The 20,670-nt window shown below is 72.4% G+C and carries 16 protein-coding genes, 1 tRNA gene and 1 pseudogene; 9 read left to right on the forward strand and 9 right to left on the reverse strand.

From position 1 onward, the window contains the following. Window positions 1–120 precede the first annotated feature (120 nt). The 5 genes from V6U90_RS08810 (at window position 121) to V6U90_RS08830 (ending at window position 7,678) form a co-directional block, all read left to right on the forward strand. The gene (locus V6U90_RS08810; protein ID WP_334433143.1) at window positions 121–2,658 is read left to right on the forward strand and encodes an FtsK/SpoIIIE domain-containing protein; all 2,538 of its coding nucleotides are present in this window, start codon (window positions 121–123) and stop codon (window positions 2,656–2,658) included. A gap of 3 nt (window positions 2,659–2,661) precedes the next feature. Continuing rightward, complete coding sequence (locus V6U90_RS08815) at window positions 2,662–3,456, forward strand: hypothetical protein (RefSeq protein ID WP_334433145.1); 795 nt, start codon at window positions 2,662–2,664, stop codon at window positions 3,454–3,456. Between the two features lie 237 nt (window positions 3,457–3,693). After that, window positions 3,694–5,040 (forward strand): hypothetical protein, encoded by a 1,347-nt coding sequence (locus V6U90_RS08820; RefSeq protein WP_334433147.1) that lies wholly within the window; start codon window positions 3,694–3,696, stop codon window positions 5,038–5,040. Window positions 5,041–5,348: 308 nt separating this feature from the next. Then, a complete protein-coding gene (pyk, locus tag V6U90_RS08825; protein WP_334433149.1) occupies window positions 5,349–6,797 on the forward strand; it encodes a pyruvate kinase in 1,449 nt (482 codons plus the stop codon). A gap of 11 nt (window positions 6,798–6,808) precedes the next feature. Next, window positions 6,809–7,678: an acyl-CoA thioesterase gene (locus tag V6U90_RS08830; RefSeq protein WP_442933552.1), complete on the forward strand. Its 870-nt coding sequence runs from the start codon at window positions 6,809–6,811 to the stop codon at window positions 7,676–7,678. 95 nt (window positions 7,679–7,773) lie between these two features. Here the strand turns inward: V6U90_RS08830 and V6U90_RS08835 are convergent, their stop codons facing one another. Together V6U90_RS08835 and V6U90_RS08840 are read right to left on the reverse strand one after the other, a co-directional pair. Further along, window positions 7,774–9,534, reverse strand: a complete 1,761-nt coding sequence (locus V6U90_RS08835; RefSeq protein WP_334433154.1) for a substrate-binding and vWA domain-containing protein — start codon at window positions 9,532–9,534, stop codon at window positions 7,774–7,776. A gap of 26 nt (window positions 9,535–9,560) precedes the next feature. Next, a complete protein-coding gene (locus V6U90_RS08840; protein WP_334433155.1) occupies window positions 9,561–10,859 on the reverse strand; it encodes a protein kinase domain-containing protein in 1,299 nt (432 codons plus the stop codon). A gap of 180 nt (window positions 10,860–11,039) precedes the next feature. Between V6U90_RS08840 and V6U90_RS08845 the strand changes: the two genes are divergently transcribed. Further along, window positions 11,040–11,510 carry an RrF2 family transcriptional regulator gene (locus V6U90_RS08845; RefSeq protein WP_334433157.1) on the forward strand — a complete coding sequence of 157 codons (471 nt, stop codon included), beginning with the start codon at window positions 11,040–11,042 and terminating at the stop codon, window positions 11,508–11,510. A gap of 120 nt (window positions 11,511–11,630) precedes the next feature. Then, window positions 11,631–12,608 carry a sulfite exporter TauE/SafE family protein gene (locus V6U90_RS08850; RefSeq protein WP_334433160.1) on the forward strand — a complete coding sequence of 326 codons (978 nt, stop codon included), beginning with the start codon at window positions 11,631–11,633 and terminating at the stop codon, window positions 12,606–12,608. An 88-nt stretch (window positions 12,609–12,696) separates the two neighbouring features. On the opposite strand, the gene V6U90_RS08855 is transcribed toward V6U90_RS08850, so the two are convergent. Both V6U90_RS08855 and V6U90_RS08860 read right to left on the reverse strand, forming a co-directional pair. After that, the gene (locus V6U90_RS08855; protein ID WP_334433162.1) at window positions 12,697–12,852 is read right to left on the reverse strand and encodes a hypothetical protein; all 156 of its coding nucleotides are present in this window, start codon (window positions 12,850–12,852) and stop codon (window positions 12,697–12,699) included. A gap of 169 nt (window positions 12,853–13,021) precedes the next feature. Beyond that, window positions 13,022–14,485: a pyridoxal-dependent decarboxylase gene (locus V6U90_RS08860; protein ID WP_334433164.1), complete on the reverse strand. Its 1,464-nt coding sequence runs from the start codon at window positions 14,483–14,485 to the stop codon at window positions 13,022–13,024. Between the two features lie 165 nt (window positions 14,486–14,650). Here V6U90_RS08860 and V6U90_RS08865 point away from each other — a divergent pair. Next, a pseudogene (locus tag V6U90_RS08865) lies at window positions 14,651–15,703 on the forward strand (rhamnogalacturonan lyase family protein); the annotation flags it as partial. A 231-nt stretch (window positions 15,704–15,934) separates the two neighbouring features. Here V6U90_RS08865 and V6U90_RS08870 read toward each other — a convergent pair. Next, a complete protein-coding gene (locus V6U90_RS08870) occupies window positions 15,935–16,939 on the reverse strand; it encodes an LLM class flavin-dependent oxidoreductase (protein ID WP_334433167.1) in 1,005 nt (334 codons plus the stop codon). Between the two features lie 169 nt (window positions 16,940–17,108). Beyond that, on the reverse strand, window positions 17,109–17,588 hold the full coding sequence (locus V6U90_RS08875) for an Lrp/AsnC family transcriptional regulator (protein ID WP_208817593.1): 480 nt from the start codon (window positions 17,586–17,588) through the stop codon (window positions 17,109–17,111). 83 nt (window positions 17,589–17,671) lie between these two features. Here V6U90_RS08875 and V6U90_RS08880 point away from each other — a divergent pair, with 83 nt between their 5' ends. Beyond that, complete coding sequence (locus V6U90_RS08880) at window positions 17,672–18,853, forward strand: trans-sulfuration enzyme family protein (RefSeq protein WP_334433173.1); 1,182 nt, start codon at window positions 17,672–17,674, stop codon at window positions 18,851–18,853. Between the two features lie 97 nt (window positions 18,854–18,950). Here the strand turns inward: V6U90_RS08880 and V6U90_RS08885 are convergent, their stop codons facing one another. From V6U90_RS08885 to V6U90_RS08895, 3 genes are all read right to left on the reverse strand, one after another. Continuing rightward, the gene (locus V6U90_RS08885) at window positions 18,951–19,586 is read right to left on the reverse strand and encodes a DUF4304 domain-containing protein (protein ID WP_334433176.1); all 636 of its coding nucleotides are present in this window, start codon (window positions 19,584–19,586) and stop codon (window positions 18,951–18,953) included. 146 nt (window positions 19,587–19,732) lie between these two features. Further along, window positions 19,733–20,500, reverse strand: coding sequence for a transcriptional regulator (locus V6U90_RS08890; protein ID WP_334433179.1), 768 nt, complete (start codon window positions 20,498–20,500; stop codon window positions 19,733–19,735). Between the two features lie 14 nt (window positions 20,501–20,514). Beyond that, window positions 20,515–20,597, reverse strand: a tRNA-Leu gene (locus V6U90_RS08895). Window positions 20,598–20,670: the final 73 nt, after the last annotated feature.

Here is a 20,670-nt window from a genome sequence, read left to right on the forward strand (position 1 = left end):
CCCCACCCCCGCACACCGGCACGGGGCGGCACACATCCCGCCCGGGGTGGCCGCCCGCCGCCGCGCTTCGGTTAGTGTTCTGCTGACTACGCCGGGCGTGAGTGCAGGGTTGGGGGACGGGTGGGCAGGCTCGCGACGACGTACGGGCAGGCGGTCGCCGCCCACCGGCAGGCCCGCGAGCATCTCGACACGGTCCGCCGGTTGCTGGCCGGACCGTCCGGGCCGACCACCCCGGACGCCGCCGCCGACGTCGCCGACCGGTTGGCCCGCCTCGGTGACGCCATCGCCACCCCGCCGCCCGGCGCCCTCGATCTGACCCGGGCACCGGTACCGGTCCGGCTCGGTGAGGCGACCGGCCCGCACGGCGGGTTTCCCGCGGTCGTACCGCTGGCCGGCGGCAACCACCTGGCTGTCGAGTCCGATGCCCGGGATCCCCGGGTGGCGGCGCTGCTGCGGGCGCTGACCCTGCGCCTGCTGGCCATGGCGCCGGCCGGCACGGTCCGCGTGGTCGCGCTCGACCACGCCGCGCTCGGCGCGACCTTCCTCCCGCTGCGCCCGCTGGTCGACGCCGGGGTGCTGGCCCCACCGGCGACCAACGACGACGAGGTGGACGGGGCGCTCGACGAGGCCGAGCGGCACGCCCGGGCGGCGCAGCAGGCCGCTGTTGGCAGCGAGTTGCTGCTGCTGGTCGCCGCCTCCGCCCCGCAGGGCCGGGACCTGCACCGGCTCGCCGCGCTCACCCACGCCGGACCCGCCGCTGCGGTCTGTGTCCTGCTCGCCGGCTATCCCGGCGCGCCGGCCGGCCCGGTCGCCCCGCCGCCGCTGGGCGCCACCACCCGGGTACGGCTGGACCACTGGTACGCCTTCGTCGGCGATCCGCCCGGGCACCCGTTCAGCACCGACGGCACCGGCCTGGCCGCCCCGGTACAGCTCGACGGCGACCCGCCGGAACGGACCGTCGTCGCGCTCGCCGAGCACCTGGCCGCGGCGAGCCGGCGCAGCAACGCCCTGCACGTCACCGACCTGCTGCCCGACCGGCGGTGGGCGGAGTCCTCGGCCACCGGGTTGCGTACCGTCATCGGCCGGGCCGGTCGGGAGCCGGTCGTCCTCGCCTTCGACGACGCCACCCCGCACTGGCTGGTCGGCGGGCGCACCGGCGCCGGTAAGACGGTCTTTCTGCTCGACGTCCTCTACGGGCTGGCCGCCCGGTACTCCCCGGAGGAGCTGTCGCTCTACCTGCTGGACTTCAAGGAGGGGGTCAGCTTCTCGGAGTTCGTTCCCACCGGCCGGGACCCGTCGTGGATCCCGCATGCCCGTGCGGTCGGCATCGAGTCCGACCGGGAGTACGGCGTGGCGGTGCTGCGCGAGCTGCGCCGGGAGCTGAACCGGCGGGCCGCCGCCCTGAAACGGCACGGCGTCACCAAGCTCGCCGACCTGCCCCGGGACTCCCCGGTGCCGCGCGTGGTGGCGGTCGTCGACGAGTTCCACGTGCTCTTCGCCGGCAACGACGCGGTGGCCCGGGAAGCCGCCGCGCTGCTGGAGGAGCTGGCCCGCAAGGGCCGTTCCTACGGCATCCACCTGGTGCTGGCCAGCCAGAGCATGGCCGGCATCGAGGCGCTCTACGGCAAGGCGGACTCGATCTTCGGGCAGTTCCCGCTGCGGGTCGCGTTGCCCGGTGGGTCAGGGGTGCTCGACCCGCTCAACGACACCGCCGGCGGGTTGCCGGTCGGCTCGGCCATCGTGAACCGGTCCGCCGGCATCGCCGGTGCGAACACGGTCGTCCGGTTCCCCGACGCGCACGCCCACGCCGCCGAGATGGCCCTGCTCCGGCACGAGCTGTGGCAGTCGCGGGCCGCCACCGCACCCGCGCCGGCGGTCTTCCGGGGGTACGAACTCGCCCACCTCGACGACGACCCGACCGTACGCGGGCTGCGGCCAGGCGGTCGTCGGCCGCTGGCCCTGGTCGGCCGGACCGTCGACGTCGACCTCACCTCGGCCTGCTTCGCGCTGGATGCCACCCCGGGCCGGCACGTCGGCGTGGTCGGTACCTCGGTGGTCGGCGCGCACGTGCTGCACGCGGCCACGGTCAGCGTGGCCCGCCAGCACACCCCGGGGGACGCCCGGTTCCTGCTCGCCCCGCTGGTCGCCGGGGCCGACGAGATCGCCGACGACTGCGCCGGGGAACTGACCGCCGCCGGTCACCCGGTGACCCGGCTGGATGCCACCGGGCTGCGGGAGGCGTTGCGGACCCTGGCCGCGCCCCCGGAGACACCGACCGGTCGCACCTATCTCGTGGTGTTCGGCATGGACGCGGCCAGTGGGGTACTCGGCCTGCGGGACGAGGCGTTCCGCTCCGGTCTGGACGACCTGCGCGGGGTACTCCGCCAGGGGCCGGCGTACGGCGTGCACCTGCTCGGCTGGTGGCGTGGGCTGCGCCGGCTCGCCGAGGACCTCGGTGGCTCGCAGAACCGGGACGACCTGGCCTGCCTGGTGGCGTTGAACGTCCCCGGCCCGGAGCTGGGCCTGCACCTCGGGGTGCCGGACCTGGCCTACCTGCCGCGGCCCAACCGCGCGCTGCTGGTGGACCGGCACGACCAGCGGACCCGGCTGATCGTGCCGTTCGTCCGTCCCGGTTACGAATTGGACGAGGAGCGGTAGACGGTGTCCACGTTCGAGGAGTACGCGGCACTGGCCCGGCACCTGTCCGAGCTGCGCCGGACAGGGGAGCGCAACGCCGCCGCCGACACCCGGCGGCGGTCCGCCCTGCAGGGCGCGGTCGACCAGCTCGGGCACCGGCTGGCCGGGCAGGAGGTGCGGCTGCGCCAGCTGAGGCAGGTGATCAGGGAACCGGCGGTACCGGCGGTGCCCCGTGCCACCGCCGGCACGCCGGGGGAGCCGGTGCCAGCCGTACCGGGTGACGGGCCGCCTCCGGCGGGGGCCGCGCCGCAGCCGGCGTACCCGGAACTGCCGAACGGATCGGCGACGCTGGCGTTGCCGACCAGCCCGGTCCCGACGGTGCCGGCGCCCCGGCCGCCGGCCGAGCTGGACCCGGCCGCCGAGCTGGACCGGGCCCGTCAGGCGGCGGATGCCGCCGAGGCTGCGCTGGCCCGGACCGAGGCGCTGGGCCAGCAGCCCCTGCTGCTGCCCGGCCTGTCGCCGCTGGCGCGGGCGCTTGCCGTCTACGCCGGCTGCCTCCTGGCGACCGCGCCGCTGATGCTGATGCTGGACCTCGGCTACCGGTGGGGTGCGATCGACACCTTCACCCAGCTCGCCTGGACCCTCGCCGGGCTGCCCACCCTGGCGTTCTTCGCCGGATACCTGCTGCTCGGCCGGTACGGCCAGCCACCGCTGGTGGTCGGCACCCCGCCCCGTTACCGCTACCTCGGTTTCCTGGTCACGTTCATCGGCGCGCCGGTGCTGTACTGCGGGTTCATCGAGCTGACCCTGGGCGGCTGACGGCGGGGTGCCGGCCAGCCGCCCAGGGTGCCGGCTCAGCCGGCGAGCGGGGCATCCAGATTGGTGAATCTTATTACTGCTGCTCGTCGTCGGAGGTGCTCGGGGCCTGTTGCAGCGCCGCAGGGAGTTGGGCGTCAAGCGCGTGGCGGAAAGTGGCTTACCAGCGTTCAAGCGCTCAGCGGTGTGTCCATTCCTTAATGGCATGATCTCGGGTGGTTGCCGGGATATGGTCCGGCCATGCGAGAAGCGGAGCGGGGGACGCCGACGCCATCGCCGGACCAGGGGCAGAGGTTTGCCGCGCTCAGCGGCGCTTCCCGTCCGGCTCGTCGACCCCGGGTCGAGCTGGCCTGGCTGTTGCTGGTGGCCGTGCTGAGCGGTGGGCTGTTCCTGGCCCGGTACGACGATCCCCGGCGAATCGCCGCCTCCGGAGACGCGTACTGGTACCTCCGGCAGGCGCAGATCTTCGCCGGTACCGATCCGGCGGCCGCCTCGACCCGGGCGAGCGAGCTGGTGTGCCGGGACATCGACCGGGCCGCGCGGCGGAAGGGCTCGCCGCGCTACTGCCGGGACGGCTATCCCCAGCGGGGCGTCTCCCCGCGCTACATCGCCATCTTCGACAGCCGGCCCGGATATCCGCTCTTCGCCGCTCCCTTCGTGAAGCTCCTCGGCGCGTGGCGCGGCATGATGCTCGCCACCATGCTGCTCGGTGTGCTCGTCGGGATCCTCGCCTATCTGGCGGTCCTGCTCGCCTTCGGTCGCCGATCGGCCGGAGTGGGTGCCGCGGTGCTGATCTACCTGCTGCCGTCCGGATTCTGGATCACCCGGATGCTGGCCGAGGGGGCGATGCTGGTCGGCTGTCTGGGCGTGATCCTGGGCGTGACCCTGCTCTGGCGGGGTCACTGGCGTGCCGGTCCCGTGCTGACCGTGACGGCACTGACCTGGCTGTTCCTTGCCAAATCGGCCAACGGGGTGGCCCTGGCCCTGGTGCTGGTGGTGGTCGCTGCCACGGCCCTGGTGATCCGGCCGCGGAACCGCCGGGTGGCGCTCGTCACCGGTGGTGTCGGACTGCTCGCCCTGGCCGGCTGGTACGCGATCAGCCACCTGTTCGCCCTGCCGTCGCTGAACGAGACCATCCAGGACTTCGCCACCAAGCACTTCACCCGGCCGGACACCGCCGACCCGATCGGCTTCCTGGTGCAGCGCAACCTGACCTTTTGGCCCGCGTACGGCCGGAACCTGATCAGTTCTCCGCTGCCGCTGGTCGCCGTCGGGTTGTCGGCGTTGGTCTTCGTCGCGCGGGCCCGACCGGTCGTCGTGCTCTGGACCGCCGCCGGCCTGTCCGGGTTGGCCCTGGTGGTCGCCCATCCCGTGGCCACCGAGTACGACCGGCTCATGCTGCCGATGTGGCTGCCGGTGGCCGCCGCGCTCGGTTACGCCGTCGCGGTGGCGCTGTCCGCGCCGTGGACCCCCTGGGGCGCCGTTCTCCGCAGATCACCCCGCGAGTCCCCGGTACCGGCGGCCCGGGAGACGGCGACGGACGGTGTCCGGCGCGACGTCGCGGAACCCGCGTCCCGGGCGGGCTGACCGGCCGGCGCCAGGATCCCCCGCCGCACCCCCGCGGACCCGGCCACCGGTCGGCGTGCGTTCACCTCGCGTGGTCACCTGTCGACCGCCCGGGTGAGGCCCCCGCAGCCGACGGAGTCGGCGGTGCGGGTGGGCGGCGGGGTGACCGCGAGCGGTACGATTCCCGACGCGCGGTCGCTGACGCCCGCCGACAACGTCCCGGTGTGGCGACACCCGCCGGTCACGCGTGACACACGCGTCGTTGGACAACTGTTCGCAGTTCCGCAAGGGGTCGGTCGGCAGCCCGGCCCGGGGGAGAGACTAGCCTGATGGGCGTGACACGCCGCGCGAAGATTGTCTGCACTCTTGGCCCCGCCACCTCGTCACCGGAGCGGATCCGGGGGATCGTCGAGGCCGGTATGAACGTGGCGAGGCTCAACTTCAGCCACGGCAGCCACGCCGACCACGAGCAGGTCTACCGCCTGGTCCGGGAGGCGGCCCAGGCGACCGGGCACGCCGTCGCCGTCCTCGCCGACCTGCAGGGGCCGAAGATCCGGTTGGGCCGGTTCGCCGACGGGCCGCACGACTGGCGTACCGGCGACTCGGTGGTGATCACCGGGGACGACATCCTCGGCACCAAGGACCGGGTCTCCTGCACCTACCGCAAGCTCCCGCAGGAGGTGAAGCCGGGTGACCGGCTGCTGATCGACGACGGGCGGGTCGCCGTCGAGGTCAGCTCGATCGACGGCAACGACATCCGGTGCCTGGTCACCGAGGGCGGTCCGGTCTCCAACAACAAGGGCATCTCGCTGCCCAACGTCGCGGTCAGTGTCCCGGCCCTGTCGGAGAAGGACGCCGAGGACCTGCGCTTTGCTCTCGGTCTCGGGGTGGACCTGATCGCGCTCTCCTTCGTCCGTTCGGCGGAGGACATCAAGCTCGTCCGGAACATCATGACCGAGGCCGGCGTACACCGGCCGGTGCTGGCCAAGGTCGAGAAGCCGGAGGCGGTCGACAACCTTGAGGCCATCGTCGCCGCCTTCGACGGCGTCATGGTGGCCCGTGGTGACCTGGGTGTGGAGCTTCCGCTGGACCAGGTGCCGCTGGTGCAGAAGCGGGCGGTGCAGCTCTGCCGGGAGAACGCCAAGCCGGTCATCGTGGCCACCCAGATGCTCGACTCCATGATCGAGAACTCCCGTCCCACCCGGGCCGAGGCCTCGGACGTGGCCAACGCGGTGCTCGACGGTGCGGACGCCGTGATGCTTTCCGGCGAGACCAGCGTCGGCAAGTACCCGGTGCTCACGGTCAGCACCATGGCCAAGATCGTGACCACCACCGAGTCCGGTTCGATCGGGGTGCCCCGGCTCCAGCACGACCCGCGTACCCACGGCGGTGCCCTCACCTCCGCCGCGTCGTCGATCGCCCGCAACATCGGGGCGAAGGCCCTGGTCGCGTTCTCGCAGACCGGTGACACCGTCCGGCGGCTCTCCCGGCTGCACTGCGACCTGCCGCTGCTGGCCTTCACCCCGGTACCGGAGGTGCGTGACCAGCTCGCCCTCTCCTGGGGCGTGGAGACCTTCCTGATGCCGTTCGTGCAGCACACCGACGACATGTTCCGTCAGGTCGACCAGGCACTGCTCGGGCTGGGCCGGGCCAACCCCGGTGACTACGTGGTGATCGTCGCGGGCAGCCCGCCCGGCACGCCGGGCTCCACCAACACGCTGCGGGTGCACCAGCTCGGTTCGCTTGTGGACGCTGCGGCGGCGCGGGCGCTGCGGTGACCCCTCGGGAGGTGGCCGTCGGCCAGGCCGCCGTCGACGGGCTGCTGGAGGTTCTGGACCTCGCGCAGACCGGCGAGATGACCTTCCGGGGGATGAGCCCCCAGGTCGGCTCGCAGCGGGTGTACGGCGGCCAGGTGGCCGGTCAGGCCCTGGTGGCCGCCGGCCGCACCGTCGACGCCTCCCGCACCGTGCACTCCCTGCACGGCTACTTCGTCCGCCCCGGCGACCCCGCCGAACCGATCGAGTACCAGGTGGAGAACGTCCGGGACGGCCGGTCGTTCTCGGTGCGCCGTTCGGTCGCCCTCCAGCACGACAAGCCGATCTTCTTCATGTCGGCCTCGTTCCAGCGGCAGGAGGAGGGGCTGGACCACCAGGCGCCGGCCCCGCTGGACGTACCCGGCCCGGACGACGTACCCACGATGACCGAGCGGCTCTCCCGCTACCCGGAGCGGCTCGGCATCTGGGCGACCATTCCGCGCCCGATCGACGTCCGGTACGTCGGGGAACCGGGCTGGGTACGCCCCGGTGACCGGCCCGCCGACCCGCACCAGCGGGTCTGGATGCGCATCGACGGCAAGCTGCCCGACGATCCGCTGCTGCACGCCTGCGCCCTGACGTACGCCTCCGACCTGACCCTGCTCGACTCGGTGCTCTCGGTACACGGGGAGGTCTGGGGACCGGGCGGCCTGGTCGGGGCGAGCCTGGACCACGCGCTCTGGTTCCACCGGCCGTTCCGGGCCGACGAGTGGTTCCTCTACGACTGCTGGAGCCCGTCCGCGTCCGGCGGCCGTGGCCTGGCCACCGGTCGGATGTTCACCGCCGACGGCCGGCAGCTCGCCAGCGTGGTGCAGGAGGGGCTGCTGCGTCGGGTGGGCGGCTGACCCGCGTCGGCTGACCCGGTGTCGGCTGCACCTCGGCCGGCTGACCGGCGACCGGCGTGCCCCGGCCAGCCGGCCGGGGCACCGTGCCGGCCCGGTCAGAAGCTGCTGACCAGTTTGACGAACGCCTCGTCGATCTTCGCCGGGTCGCGGGCGTCGAACGCCTTACCGGCCGACGCCTTGGCGATCCGGTCCAGGGTCTCGAAGTCGGACTGCTCGTCGAAGGCGATGCAGAAGACCTTGACCGGGCGGTCCGGGTCCAACGCGATGTCGGCGAGCAGGCGGTTCAGGTTGGTGTCCTTCGCGTACTCGTTGCGGCCGTCGGTGAGCACCACGACCGCGTTGATCCGGTCCGGGTCGTAGTTGTCCAGCACATGCCGGTGTGCGGCCCGCACCGTGGCGTACAGCGCGGTGCTGCCCTCCACCCGCAGGCCGGCGAGCTTGCGGTTGAAGGCGTTCTGGTCGAACGGGCCGAGCCTGATTTCCTGGCTGTACGGAGCCTTCGGTCGCTGGGTGGTCTCCGACGAGAAGGACCAGAGGCCCACCCGGTCCTCGCTGTTGAGCAGTTTCACCCCGTTGGCTGCGGCGTTGGTCGCCACCTGGAACCGGGTCCGGTTCCCGATGGTGGCCTTCATCGAGCCGGAGGTGTCGACGGCGAACAGGATGTTGGCCTTCTTGCGTAGCGTCCGCCAGCTATTCAGCATCGCCGCCACCACCTGCGGCTCGGGTGGGGAGAAGTAGCTGAGCGATCCGGTGGTCTGGGAGCGCACCGTGCTGAGCAGCTCGGCAGAGGCGTTGCCCTTGTGGTCGCGGAAGCCCTCGGCGGCGAAGCTGCGCTGCTGCGGGGTCTCCTGAAGGAAGGCGAGGAAGTCGTCGGCGGCGGCGCGCTGCTCCGGGCTGGCCGACGGGAGCACCACGTACGGGTGGTCGAGGTTGTAGGTGCCCTCCTTCGGGTGGATCGCGACCAGCGGCACCTTCGGCTTCTGCCCCGGGACCGGGCTGACCCGGCCCTCGTTGTAGAGGTAAACCAGCTCCTCCTGCATGACGACCGCGCTCAGGTCGCTGTTGGCCGTGCCGCCGGCGTCGGCCTCGGCGAGATCCCGGATCAGTTCCACCGCGTCGTCGCTGTAGTGCGACACGTTCGCCTCGATCCGCCGGACGAACTGGGTCACCGCCGGCTGGGTCAGGTCGGTGACGGTCAGGTCGTTGGACCGGTCGACCGCCGCGTAGTAGATGGCAAGGGTGGCGGCCAGCCCGGAGGTCGAGGTGTTGGGGTTGTCCCTGCCGAAGGTGAACCGGCCCCACTCCGGCCGTCCGTACTCGGCCCAGCCGCTGCTGCCGGAGAGCCCGAGGATCTCGCCCCAGCCGAGCGGGCCGCGCTGCTGGATCAGCTCACCCTTCTCCTGGGGCATGGCGATCACCAGTGGGCTGCTCGCGATCGACGGGAACTTGCCCGGCGTCTGCGGCTCGCGGCCCGCCTTCTCGTCGAGGAGCCTGAGCTGACCGGCCCACAACGACGAGGTCGGCAGCCACACCTGCGGGACCGGCAGCCCGGGTACCTTGGTCGACCATCCCTCGGCCAGCGCCTCCATCGCCGTGCCCGAGGTGAGCTCGCGCACGGTGATCGCGGCGCACCGGCCACCGAACCGCCGGTCACTGCGGTGGTACCGCTCGGCGAGGCTGGCCAGCAGGTCGCTCTTCTCGGTGGAGGAATTCACCTCCAGCGTCACGCAGTCCGTCCGGTCCGCGCCGGGGGTCGGCCGGACGACCAGGTAGGCCGCGGCGATCACCGCGAGTCCGGCGAGCACGGCGACGGTGTACGGCAGCCAGGGGCGCGCGGTAGGTCGACCGGAAACCATCGGATCCTCCAGAGTGGTCGGCCGGGTCAGGAGCGGAGTGTCGCCCGACCTTCGTCTGCTGGCCCATTGTGACTGGTGTCCGCATCCGGTCCACCGTCCTCCGGACCGGTGCCGGCGGTCAAGGTCGTGGCGACCAGCAGGCGGACACTGTAGACCACGGCGAAGGATGCCGTGCCCACCAGTGCCGCGGTGCTGACCGTCGTGGAGGCCACGTAACCCACGGCCCCGCCGGCCGAGCCGAGGAAGATCGCCATCGAGATCCCCCACGCGTCGCCGGCCTGCCGGGCCGCGCGGCGACGCCAGGTGTCCGACCGAGTCGGGCCCGGGACCGGACCGGCGGCGGTGACCGGCACCGGAGCGGGCCGGGCCTGGGGGGCGGGCCGGGCCTGGGAGGCGGGCCGGGCCTGGGGGGCGGGCCGGACCGGCTCGACCGGTGCGGACGGGGTCACCATGGTGACCGCCTCCTCGGCCGCGGACAACACGGTGCCGATCGGCGGTGACGACGCCAGGTCGGCACCGGCGTACCCGAGCAGCAGCATCAGCACCTCCTGGGCCCGGGGGCGGGCCTCGGGGGCCTTCGCCAGGCACCGGTCGACCAGCTCCGCGAGCCTGCCGGAGAGCCCGGCCAGGTCGGGTGGCTCGTGCAGTACCCGGTTCATCACCGCCATGACCGGGCTGGTGCCGAAGGGCGGTCGCCCGGTCGCGGCGAAGGCGATGGTGGCCGCCCAGGCGAAGACGTCGGCCGCCGGACCGATCTGCTCGCCACGGAACCGCTCCGGTGACATGTAGGGTGCCGTCCCCATGATCCGGCTGGTCTGTGTCTCGGTCACGTCGAGCGCCCGGGCGATCCCGAAGTCGATCACCCGGGGGCCGTCGGCGCCGAGGATGACATTGTCCGGCTTCAGGTCACAGTGGACCACGTCGGAGAGATGGATCGCGGCGAGCGCGGCGGCCGTGCCCACGGCCAACCGGTGCAGCGCGTTGCCGGAGATCGGGCCGGAGTCGCGGACCCGGCGCTGCAACGTCGGGCCCTCGATGTACTCGCTGACCACGTAGGGCGGTTCGGCGTCCAAATCGGCGAAGAGGATCTGCGCGGTACAGAACGAGGCAACCCGTCGGGCGGCGGTGATCTCCTTGACGAACTGGGACTTCGCCTTCGGGTTGTGGCGCAGGTCAACATTGATCATCTTGACCGCGACCCGGTTCTCCTGGCCGTCCAGGCCCAGGTAGACCACACCCTGGCCACCGGCCCCGAGTCGCCCGACCAGGCGGTACGGACCCGTCGCCCGGGGGTCGTAGGTGCCCAGTGGCACAACGTCCGGCATCGCCGCCCCATTCAACCCGGTGAATTCCGCTCCACGACACCCGTGCCGGGCAGCCGGTCACCGGTCGAGGACACCGGTATCGTGTCACGACTCCGCCGCCGATGGCAGCCGGCACCGGTTGGCCGATCGGCTGAGGGGCGGCCGACCGGCCGGCTGACGAGGGCGGATACCCTAGCCGGCATGCGTCTCTCCGCCCGGGTCGACTACGCGCTGCGAGCGACCGCCGAGCTCGCGGCGGTCGCTGACCCCGACAACCTCGGCCGGTCCCGGCCCCTCACCGCCGAGCAGATCGCCCGCGCCCAGGCGATCCCGCCGAAGTTCCTGGAGAGCATCCTGCTCCAGTTGCGGCGGGGCGGAATCGTGCACGCCCAGCGGGGTCCGGAGGGCGGATACTGGCTGGCCCGCCCGGCCGGGGAGATCTCCCTGGCCGAGGTGATCCGGGTGATCGACGGGCCGTTGGCCCACGTCCGGGGGCAGCGCCCGGAGGATCTGGGGTACGCCGGCGCGGCCCGGGCCCTCCAGGAGGTGTGGATCGCCCTGCGGGCCAGTGAGCGGCAGATCCTGGAGCTGGTCACCGTCGCGGATGTGGCCGCCGGCCAGTTGCCCGAGCAGGTACGCGAACTCGTCGCCGATCCCCGCGCCTGGACCTGAGGCACTCCGCCGTCCGGCGACGGTCGGCATCCCGTCACACGGTAGGGCTTGACCGGCGGCCCGTCCGTGCCGCATTCTCGACCAAGTCGATAGGAGATGCCGAAAAGTCTGGAGGCGCTCGTGCGTAAGCTGCTGATCCTCGCCGTGGTGGGGCTCATCGCACAGCTCGTCGACGGTGCACTCGGGATGGCGTACGGGTTGACCTCGTCGACCCTGCTGCTGCTGGTCGGTGTCGCACCCGCCGCCGCGTCGGCGTCGGTACACCTGGCCGAGATCGGCACCACGCTCGCCGCCGGGTTCGCCCACTGGCGCTTCGGCAACGTCGACTGGCGGGTGGTTGCCCGGATCGCCGTGCCCGGGGCCGTGGGCGCCTTCGCCGGGGCCACCTTCCTCAGCTCCATCTCGACCGCCGCCGCCGCACCCTGGATGGCCGGCATCCTGTTCACCCTCGGCACGTACCTGCTGATCCGCTTCTCGCGCCCGTTGCGCGCCGCCCGCGTGGCCGGTCCGCTACGGGCCCGGTTCCTCTCCCCACTCGGGCTGGTCGCCGGCTTCGTCGACGCCACCGGCGGTGGCGGGTGGGGGCCGGTCGCCACCCCGGCACTGCTGGTGTCCGGTCGGATGGAGCCACGCAAGGTGATCGGATCGGTGGACACCGCCGAGTTCGTCGTCGCCGGTGCGGCCAGTATCGGCTTCCTCATCGGCCTGGGTAGCGAGGGCTTCCTGCTGCCGACGGTGGCCGCGCTGCTGATCGGTGGCCTGATCGCCGCTCCCGTCGCGGCCTGGCTGGTCCGGATCGTCCCGGCCCAACTGCTCGGCGCCACCATCGGCGGGGTCATCGTGCTGACCAACGCCCGCACCCTGTTCCGCACCGCCGAGGTGGCCGGGCCGGTCAGCCTGGTCGGGTACGGGTTGCTCGCGGTCGGCTGGGTGGTCGCCCTGGTGTTCGCCGTCCGGGCGCTGCGCCGCACCCGCCGGGCGCGGGCCGTCGCCGCCGCTGCGGCAGCCGGGGATACCCGAACCGACACCACCGCCGACGGACTGCTGGCCGCCGACGTCCCGGCCGGGGCGCCGGAGGTCCCCGCCGGCTCCCGCTGACCCGGTTCCGGGCCGTTCCCGGTCGGGCACTGCGCGGGCAGGGTGTCGTGCACCGGCGCCACCCGGTTCGGCCCGGGCTCCGGTAGGTTCAGGTCGCCCTGTCGAGCTGCTCCGTCCACGCCTGCGTCGGTGGTGCATGCGGTCGCCGGACCGGCCGGACGAGCCCGGCCACAACCAGGTAATCGGCCAGCACCGGGTCGTTGGCCAGCACCGGTTCGTCGACGGCAACCGCGTCGTCGGCCATGTGGAGCGGCCGCCCGGGGGCGCCGTCCGTGCCTGGTCGGGGCGCCGGTGCCCGAGCCGGCCCGGGCGCTGCTCCGTTGACGCCAGCAGCTCGACAGCGTCCCGACCCTGGTCGTCCACCGACCCGGGCGCCCACCGTCAGCCGTGGCCGCGGCAGACGCCCTGGTGCACTATGGATGGGCCGGGGCGGTCGGACCCTGACCCACCAGGGCGGTCGCGGTCTCGCTGATCAGCTGCCAGGTCCGCAGCACGTGCGCCTCCGTGGTCTGCGGGGCGCCGATCGCCATCCGCAGCGTGTACCGGCCACCGACCCGGGTGTGGGTCAGATAGGCCCGACCGGTGGCGTTCACCCGTTCCAGCAGCTCCGTGCTCGGCTCGTCGCCGGCCCGCAACCGGAAGCAGACCAGCGAGAACGGGTGCGGGGCGACGAGTTCGAAGCGGTCGTCGGCGCGTACCAGCCCGGCGAGCCGGTCGGCCAGCGCGACCCCGGACCGGATGTGCGCGCGCAGCCCCTCCGCGCCGTACCAGCGCAGCACGAACCAGAGCTTCAGCGCCCGGAACCGCCGTCCCAGAGACACCTGCCAGTCCCGGTAGTCGATGACCGCACCTGATCCGGTGGCCGCGTTGCGCAGGTACTCCGGCATCACGGTCAGCGCCTCCACCAGACCCGCCCGGTCGGCCACCCAGAACGCGTCGCAGTCGAAGCCGGTGAGCAGCCACTTGTGCGGGTCGAAGCAGTAGGAGTCCGCGTACTCCAACCCGGCGTGCGTCCAGCGCAGCTCGGGGCAGACCGCGGCGGCCCCGGCAAAGGCCGCGTCGACGTGCAGCCAGATGCCGTACTCGGCGCAGATCGCCCCGATCTCCGGCAGTGGGTCGATCGCCGTGGTCGAGGTGGTGCCGATGGTCGCCACCACGATCGCCGGTACGTCCCCGGCGGCCAGGTCCGCCTCGATCGCGGCCCGCAGCGCGTCCGGCCGCATACCGAACGTCTCCGGGTCCACCTCTACCGGCCGTACGCCGTCCGCGCCCAGTCCGGCAATCCGGGCGGCCTTCTCGATGGAGGAGTGCCCCTGGGTGGACGTGTACGCCCGGTAACGGCGCTGGACGCCGCTGGCCCGCCACTCGCCGCCGCTGGCCCGGTGCAGCGCCGTCAGGGTGGCGACCAGGGTCGCCGAGGACGCGGAATCCTGGATCACCCCGCCACCCGTACCGGTGGAACGGAACCGCTCCGGCAGGTCGAGCAGACCGGCCAGCCAGTCCATCATCACCGTCTCCACCTCGGTGCAGGCCGGGCTGGTCGCCCAGAGCATGCCCTGCACGCCGAGGCCGGAACTGAGCAGGTCGGCCAGCACGCTCGGGCCGGAGACGTTGGCGGGGAAGTACCCGTAGAAGTTCGGGTGCTGCCAGTGGGTCAGGCCGGGGACGACCACCTTGTCCAGGTCGGCGAGGATCGCCGGGAACTCCTCGCCCCGCTCGGGCGCGGCGAGCGGCAACCGGGCGGCGACCGCGCCCGGCGGGTCCTGCGAGGTGATCGGCCGTTGGGCGACGGTCGACCAGTAGTCGGCGATCCAGTCCACCATCGCGTGGCCGTGGCGGCGGAACTCGTCCGGGTCCATGTGCGGTGCCTCTGCCATGTGATGAGTCGATCAAGGAATCCGGTGCCGGGCAAGGGCGATGCGGCAACGTCCGGTTTCGTTGCCCTCGGAAAGCGCTTGCCATAGCATCGTCGGTGCGTGGGGACCACCAGGTCATCCCGGCCGTCCGGCCGGTTGTCGACACCGCTGCGGCGTACCCCTCGCGGGTACACCGGCAACGTCTACGTCGACGCCTACACGCTGACCGGTACCCGGCTGTGGCGGATCGACCTGGGTCGCAACATCCGGGCCGGGGCGCACTACACCCAGTTCCAGGTGTACGACTACGACGGCGACGGGGACGCCGAGGTGGCGATGAAGACCGCCGACGGCACCCGGTCCGGTACCGGTCAGACCATCGGCTCGTCCTCGGCCGACCACCGCAACTCCTCCGGCTACATCCTGGCCGGTCCGGAGTACCTGACCATGTTCGACGGCCGGAGCGGCGCGGTGCTCTCCACCGTCAACTACGACCCGCCCCGGGGCACCGTCTCCTCCTGGGGCGACAGCTACGGCAACCGGGTGGACCGGTTCCTGGCCGCCACCGCCTACCTGGACGGGGAACGCCCGTCACTGATCATGGCGCGGGGCTACTACACCCGTGCGGTCGTCGCCGCCTGGGACTTCCGCAACGGCACCCTGACCAAGCGGTGGACCTTCGACTCCAACAACTCCGGCAGCAGTGCCGCGTACGGGCAGGGCAACCACAACCTCTCCGTCGCCGACGTGCACGACGCCCGGACCGGGCAGGTCATCTGGCAGCGACCCAACAACGGTGGGGCGGAGGGGCCGGGCCGGGGCGTCGCCGGTGACATCGACGCCGGCAGCGCGGGTGCCGAGTTCTGGGGCGCCGGCACCACCATGACCAACCTGTTCAACACCGGCGGCTCGTTGGTCGGCCGGACCCCGTCCTCGGCGAACTTCCTCGCCTGGTGGGACGGCGACACCACCCGTGAGCTGCTGGACGGTACCCGGATCGGCAAGTACGGCACCAGCGGCGACACCCGGCTGCTCACCGGCAGCAGCGTGTCCGCCAACAACGGCACCAAGTCCACCCCGACGCCGACCGGCACCCGGATCCACACCCTGCTGCACGACCCGCAGTACCGGGTCGCCATCGCCTGGCAGAACACCGCCTACAACCAGCCCCCGCACCCGGGCTTCCACATCGGCGACGGCATGGCCACCCCGCCCACGCCGAACATCTACCTGCGGTGAACCGGCGGCCCCGGGCGCGTTGACCCCTGCCCGGGCAGACCGGGAACCAGAGATGGCACCGGTCCGGTCCGGTGAATCACCCGACCGGACCGGTGCACCACACCGCGACATCCGCGACCCGTCCCTGACCGACGGATGTCGTACCACCACCGGAAACAACGTTAGAGGCCGTGTACGGCGGGCAGGTGTCGCCAGTATGAAGCTGGTGTTTCGCCGCCCGGACGGCCGTCGTCATGCCCCGGTCGGTAGCCCGAATCGCTCCGCGACCAGCTCGAACGAGCGCACCCGGTCGGCGATGTCGTAGACCATCGTGGTGAGCATCACCTCGTCCGCCCCGGTCCGCTCGCGCAGTTCGGTCAACTGGCGGTGCACCGTCTCCGGCGACCCCATGGCCTGACCCTGGCGCCGTTGGAGCACGAACTCGCGCTCCAGGTCGGTGTACGGATACGCCGCCGCCTCCTCCGGTGACACCAGCGGCTCCGGCCGGCCCGCACGTAGCTTCAGGAACGACAACCCCGCCGGCCCGGCCAGCCACTCCGCCCGCTCGTCGGTCTCCGCGCACACCACGTTCACCGCCACCATCGCGTACGGCTCGGACAGCCACTCCGACGGGCGGAAGTGCTGCCGGTAGAGCGCCAGCGCGGGCAGCGTGTTGGCCGCGCTGAAGTGGTGCGCGAACGAGAACGGCAGCCCGAGCAGTCCGGCGAGCTGGGCACTGAAACCACTGGACCCGAGCAGCCAGACCGCCGGCATGTCGCCCCGACCGGGGGTGGCCACGATCGGCCCCGGGTCCGTGCCGGTGAAGTAGTTCATCAGGTCCGCCAGTTCGCGCGGGAAGTCCTCCGCCGAGAGCCCCTGCCGGGTGCGCCGCAGCGCCAGGGCGGTCATCTGGTCGGTACCGGGCGCCCGCCCGATACCCAGGTCGATCCGGCCCGGATGCAGGGCGGCCAGGGTGCCGAACTGCTCGGCCACCACCAGCGGCGCGTGGTTGGGCAGCATCACCCCACCCGAACCCAGTCGGATCGTCGCGGTGTGCGCGGCCAGGTGGGCGATCAGCACCGCCGGTGCGGAACTGGCGATCGCCGGCATGTTGTGGTGCTCGGCCACCCAGAACCGGTGGAAGCCCAGCTCCTCGGTCCGCCGGGCCAGCTCAGTGGTGTGCCGCAGGGCCGCACCGGCGGAGGTGCCGGCCGCGACCGGAGCAAGATCAAGAACGGAGAGCGGTACGTCGGTCACGCGCCTGGTCAACCCGTCCGGGCGCGGGATTGTTCCGATTCGGCCGGACAGTCGGGAACCTCACCCGGCCGGGACAGCGCCGGGGGCGGCCCCGGTCCTCCCCAACGCCGCAGCCCCGGCCCCGGGGCTTCCCAACGCCGCAGCCCCGGCCCCGGGGCTTCCCAACGCCTCAGCCCCGGCCCCGGGCCTGCTCGAAGATCAACGACGTCTGGGTGTGCTGCACCACCGGATCCACCGCCAGGTGATCCAGCACGAAGTCCCGCAGCGCGTCCCCGGACGCCGCCCGCACATGCAGCACGTAATCCTCCGCGCCGGCCACATGGAACACCGACACCACCCCGGGTAGCCGCACCGAGCGGGCCCGGAACGCGTCCACCGCGTCCCGCGCGTGTGCGGCGAGCCGGACCGACACCAGTGCCTGCAACGGCACCCCCAGCGCCGCCGGATCGATCTCCGCGTGGAATCCCCGGATCGCCCCGCTCTCCCGCAACGCCCGCACCCGGGCCAGACACGTCGACGGCGCCACCCCCACCCGCTCGGCCAGCGCATTGTTCGGGATCCGGCCATCAGCCGCCAGGACCGACAGGATCGCCCGGTCCGTCTCGTCGAGCTGGGCGAAGGGCCGTACATCATTCGGCGCGGTAGGCACGCAGCACCGCCTTTCTCGAACAAAATTACAAGTTCGGGGAAAGTGCAGAATTATATGCGGATCGGTTGCTTTGCGTTGCCCTGATGTTCGACGCTTCGCCCATGGCCACCGCCGACACCCGGGCCGTGCACGCCGGCCGCGACGACCTTGCCGCCCTCGGCGTACACGTGCCACCGATCGACCTCTCCACCACCAACCCCCTGCCCTCGGTCGACGCCGGCGGCGACGCCTACGAACTCCTCGCCACCGGCGGCCCCCTCTCGCCCGGACACACCCCCGTCTACCAGCGCCTCTGGAACCCCACGGTCGCCCGCTTCGAGACCGCCCTCGCCGAACTCGAACACACCGGTGCCGCCGTCGCCTTCGCCAGCGGCATGGCCGCCCTCACCGCCACCCTGCTCGCCGCCACCCGCGACGGGCAGCGGCACATCGTCGCCGTCCGACCCCTCTACGGCGGCACCGACCACGTCCTCGCCACCGGACTCCTCGGTACCGAGGTCACCTGGGCCCACGCCGACCAGGTCGCCCACGCGGTACGCCCGGACACCGCACTGGTCATCGTCGAGACCCCCGCCAACCCCACGCTCGACCTCGTCGACATCGCCGCCCTCGCCACCGCCGCCGGCGACGTACCCCTGCTGGTCGACAACACCGTCGCCACCCCCGTCCTCCAGCAACCCGCCCGGCACGGAGCGGCCCTCGTGCTGCACAGCGCCACCAAGAGCATCGGCGGACACGGCGACGTCCTCGCCGGAGTCGTGGCCTGCGACGAACCCTGGGCCACCCGGCTACGCCAGGTCCGCGCCCTCACCGGTGCGATCCTCCACCCGCTCGGCGGCTACCTGCTGCACCGGGGACTCCAGACCCTCCCCGTCCGGGTCCGCGCGCAACAGGCCGGCGCCCAGAAGATCGCCGCCTGGCTCGCCGCCCACCCCGCCGTCACCGCCGTCCACCATCCCGGCAGCACCGACCCGCACGGCCTGGTCGGCCGCCAGATGTCCGGCACCGGCAGCCTGCTCGCCTTCGAGTTACGCGGCGGAGCCCCGGCCGCCGAAGCCGTGGCCGGAGCCTGCCGGCTCATCACCCACGCCGTCAGCCTCGGTGGGGTGGACACCCTCATCCAGCACCCCGCGTCACTTACCCACCGCCCGGTGGCCGGCGACGCAAAACCCGCCGCGGCCCTGCTCCGGATCTCCGTCGGCCTGGAGGACCCCGAGGACCTCTGCGACGACCTGGCCCAGGCGCTCGCCAGCGTCACCGGCTGACGGCGCCGGAGGTCCGACGGTCGGGACGGGACCTCCGACCGTCGGGCCCCGGGTCAGGACTTCGGGACGACGTGCAGGCCCGGGGGTCCCTGCCCGGTCAGCCAGAGGCCCGGGCCTGCGCCCAGCCGATGAGCCGCTCGACATGTCCAGCCGCCCGCGGCCGGTCGGCGAAGGCGTCGCGCAGCCCGACATACGCGGCGTCCAGATCCGCCGACGGTCCGCGCTCGGCGAGCAGCACCACCAGCGCCTGCCAGTGACCCACCTGCTTGTCCGGCAGGGCCAGCAGCTCATCGAGGTAGCGGCCCGGTGCCAGCAGCTCCACCAACCGGCCGGCCGACCGTGCCACACCAGCGAGAAGATCAGCGCGCAGCCGGTCAACGTCGGTGCCCGCCGTCACCCGCCACCGGTCGGCGTACCCGCTATCGGCATGGCCGGGATCGGTGCACTCCACCCGGCCTTCGAGGACGCGGATCCCGTCGGCCCCGCCCGCCTTGTCGATCCGGCCGGCGGACCCCTTCTCCCACTCCCACCACGCCGTCGGCACCACGGCCGTGTTCAGGTAGAACAGCTTCGCGTCCCAGGTCGAACCCCGCGACCCCTGCTTCTCGACCACGGCGACGCCCCCGGTCGTGACCAGCCGCCACAACCCACCCGAACCGCGAAAGCCCAACGGCCGCAGCGCGGACCCGACGTCGCGCATCAGGCCCCGCACAACCGCATCAAGATCAGACATGGCCCGACGATACGGCGACCCGCCAACCCCTGGACCAGGCCCAAACCCACAGCAGCCGAGGGGTCGCACACGTGCGCGGTCAGGCAGCCGGACGGAACCGGTGCGCCGGTCGGCCCGGGAGATCCGCCCGGCCGGCGCACCGCCGGTCAGGATTTCGGACCGACATGGCGGTCCAACGCCGCCACCGCGTCCCGCCGCGCCACCGACAGCGAGTTCGGCCGATTCATCCGCCAGGCGATCCCGAGCAGGTCCAGCGCCCACTGGCAGAGCCGCATGATGTCGGCCGACCGGTTGCTGAACATGTACCGCGGGTAGACGTAAATCCGCTGGTTACGGCGCACCGGGTTAGCGAAGCGCGCGCCGTCGGAGTGGAAGAGCCCGCGCAGGAAGTGCCCCGGGTGCGCGGCGACGATCTGCCGCTGCCAGCCGGCGAGCACGATGGGGCGCTCGTGCTTCTTGCCAGGGCCGTGCTGCGGCAGCAGGCAGGGCCAGTGCGTCCCGTAGCTCTGCACGCTCACACAGCCCGGCTGTTGGACGCGCTGCACGGAGGCGGCGAGCGTGGCGCGCATCGCCGCCTCGCAGAGATCGATCAGGTCGGGCCAGGCGTCGCTGCACGCGATGCGCAGCACAGGCACCCGTGCTGAGGTGGTCAGGTGACCGTCGCCGAGATAGAGGCCGAGCAGATAGGCATAGGCCGTCGGGTCCTCGGGGCCGTCCAGGCCAGGGCGGCACCGGAAACACCGTAGTGCGGTGCCATTGACCGCCGGTTGTGGCCGATCACGGCACCAGTGCCACACTGTGGGGTAGGGCAATCCGTGCTGGCGCGCTACCTCAGCGATGGTGCTGCCGGCGAGGTACTGATGACGCGCACGCGTCCGGAGTTCAGCGGGATGCATCCCGCAATAATCGAACACACGTACGACAGTTGTGCCGGGAGCGGGATTCGAACCCGCAAGCCCTTTCGGGCAGATGCTTTTGAGACATCCGTGTATGCCGTTCCACCATCCCGGCCGGTGGGCCCAACTGTACCGGACTACGCTTCTGCGGGAACATGGGTGGTAGCAGTCCAGGGATCAGAAAACGG

Source organism: Micromonospora sp. CPCC 206060 (assembly GCF_036906895.1).
In the GTDB taxonomy this organism is placed as follows: domain Bacteria; phylum Actinomycetota; class Actinomycetes; order Mycobacteriales; family Micromonosporaceae; genus Micromonospora.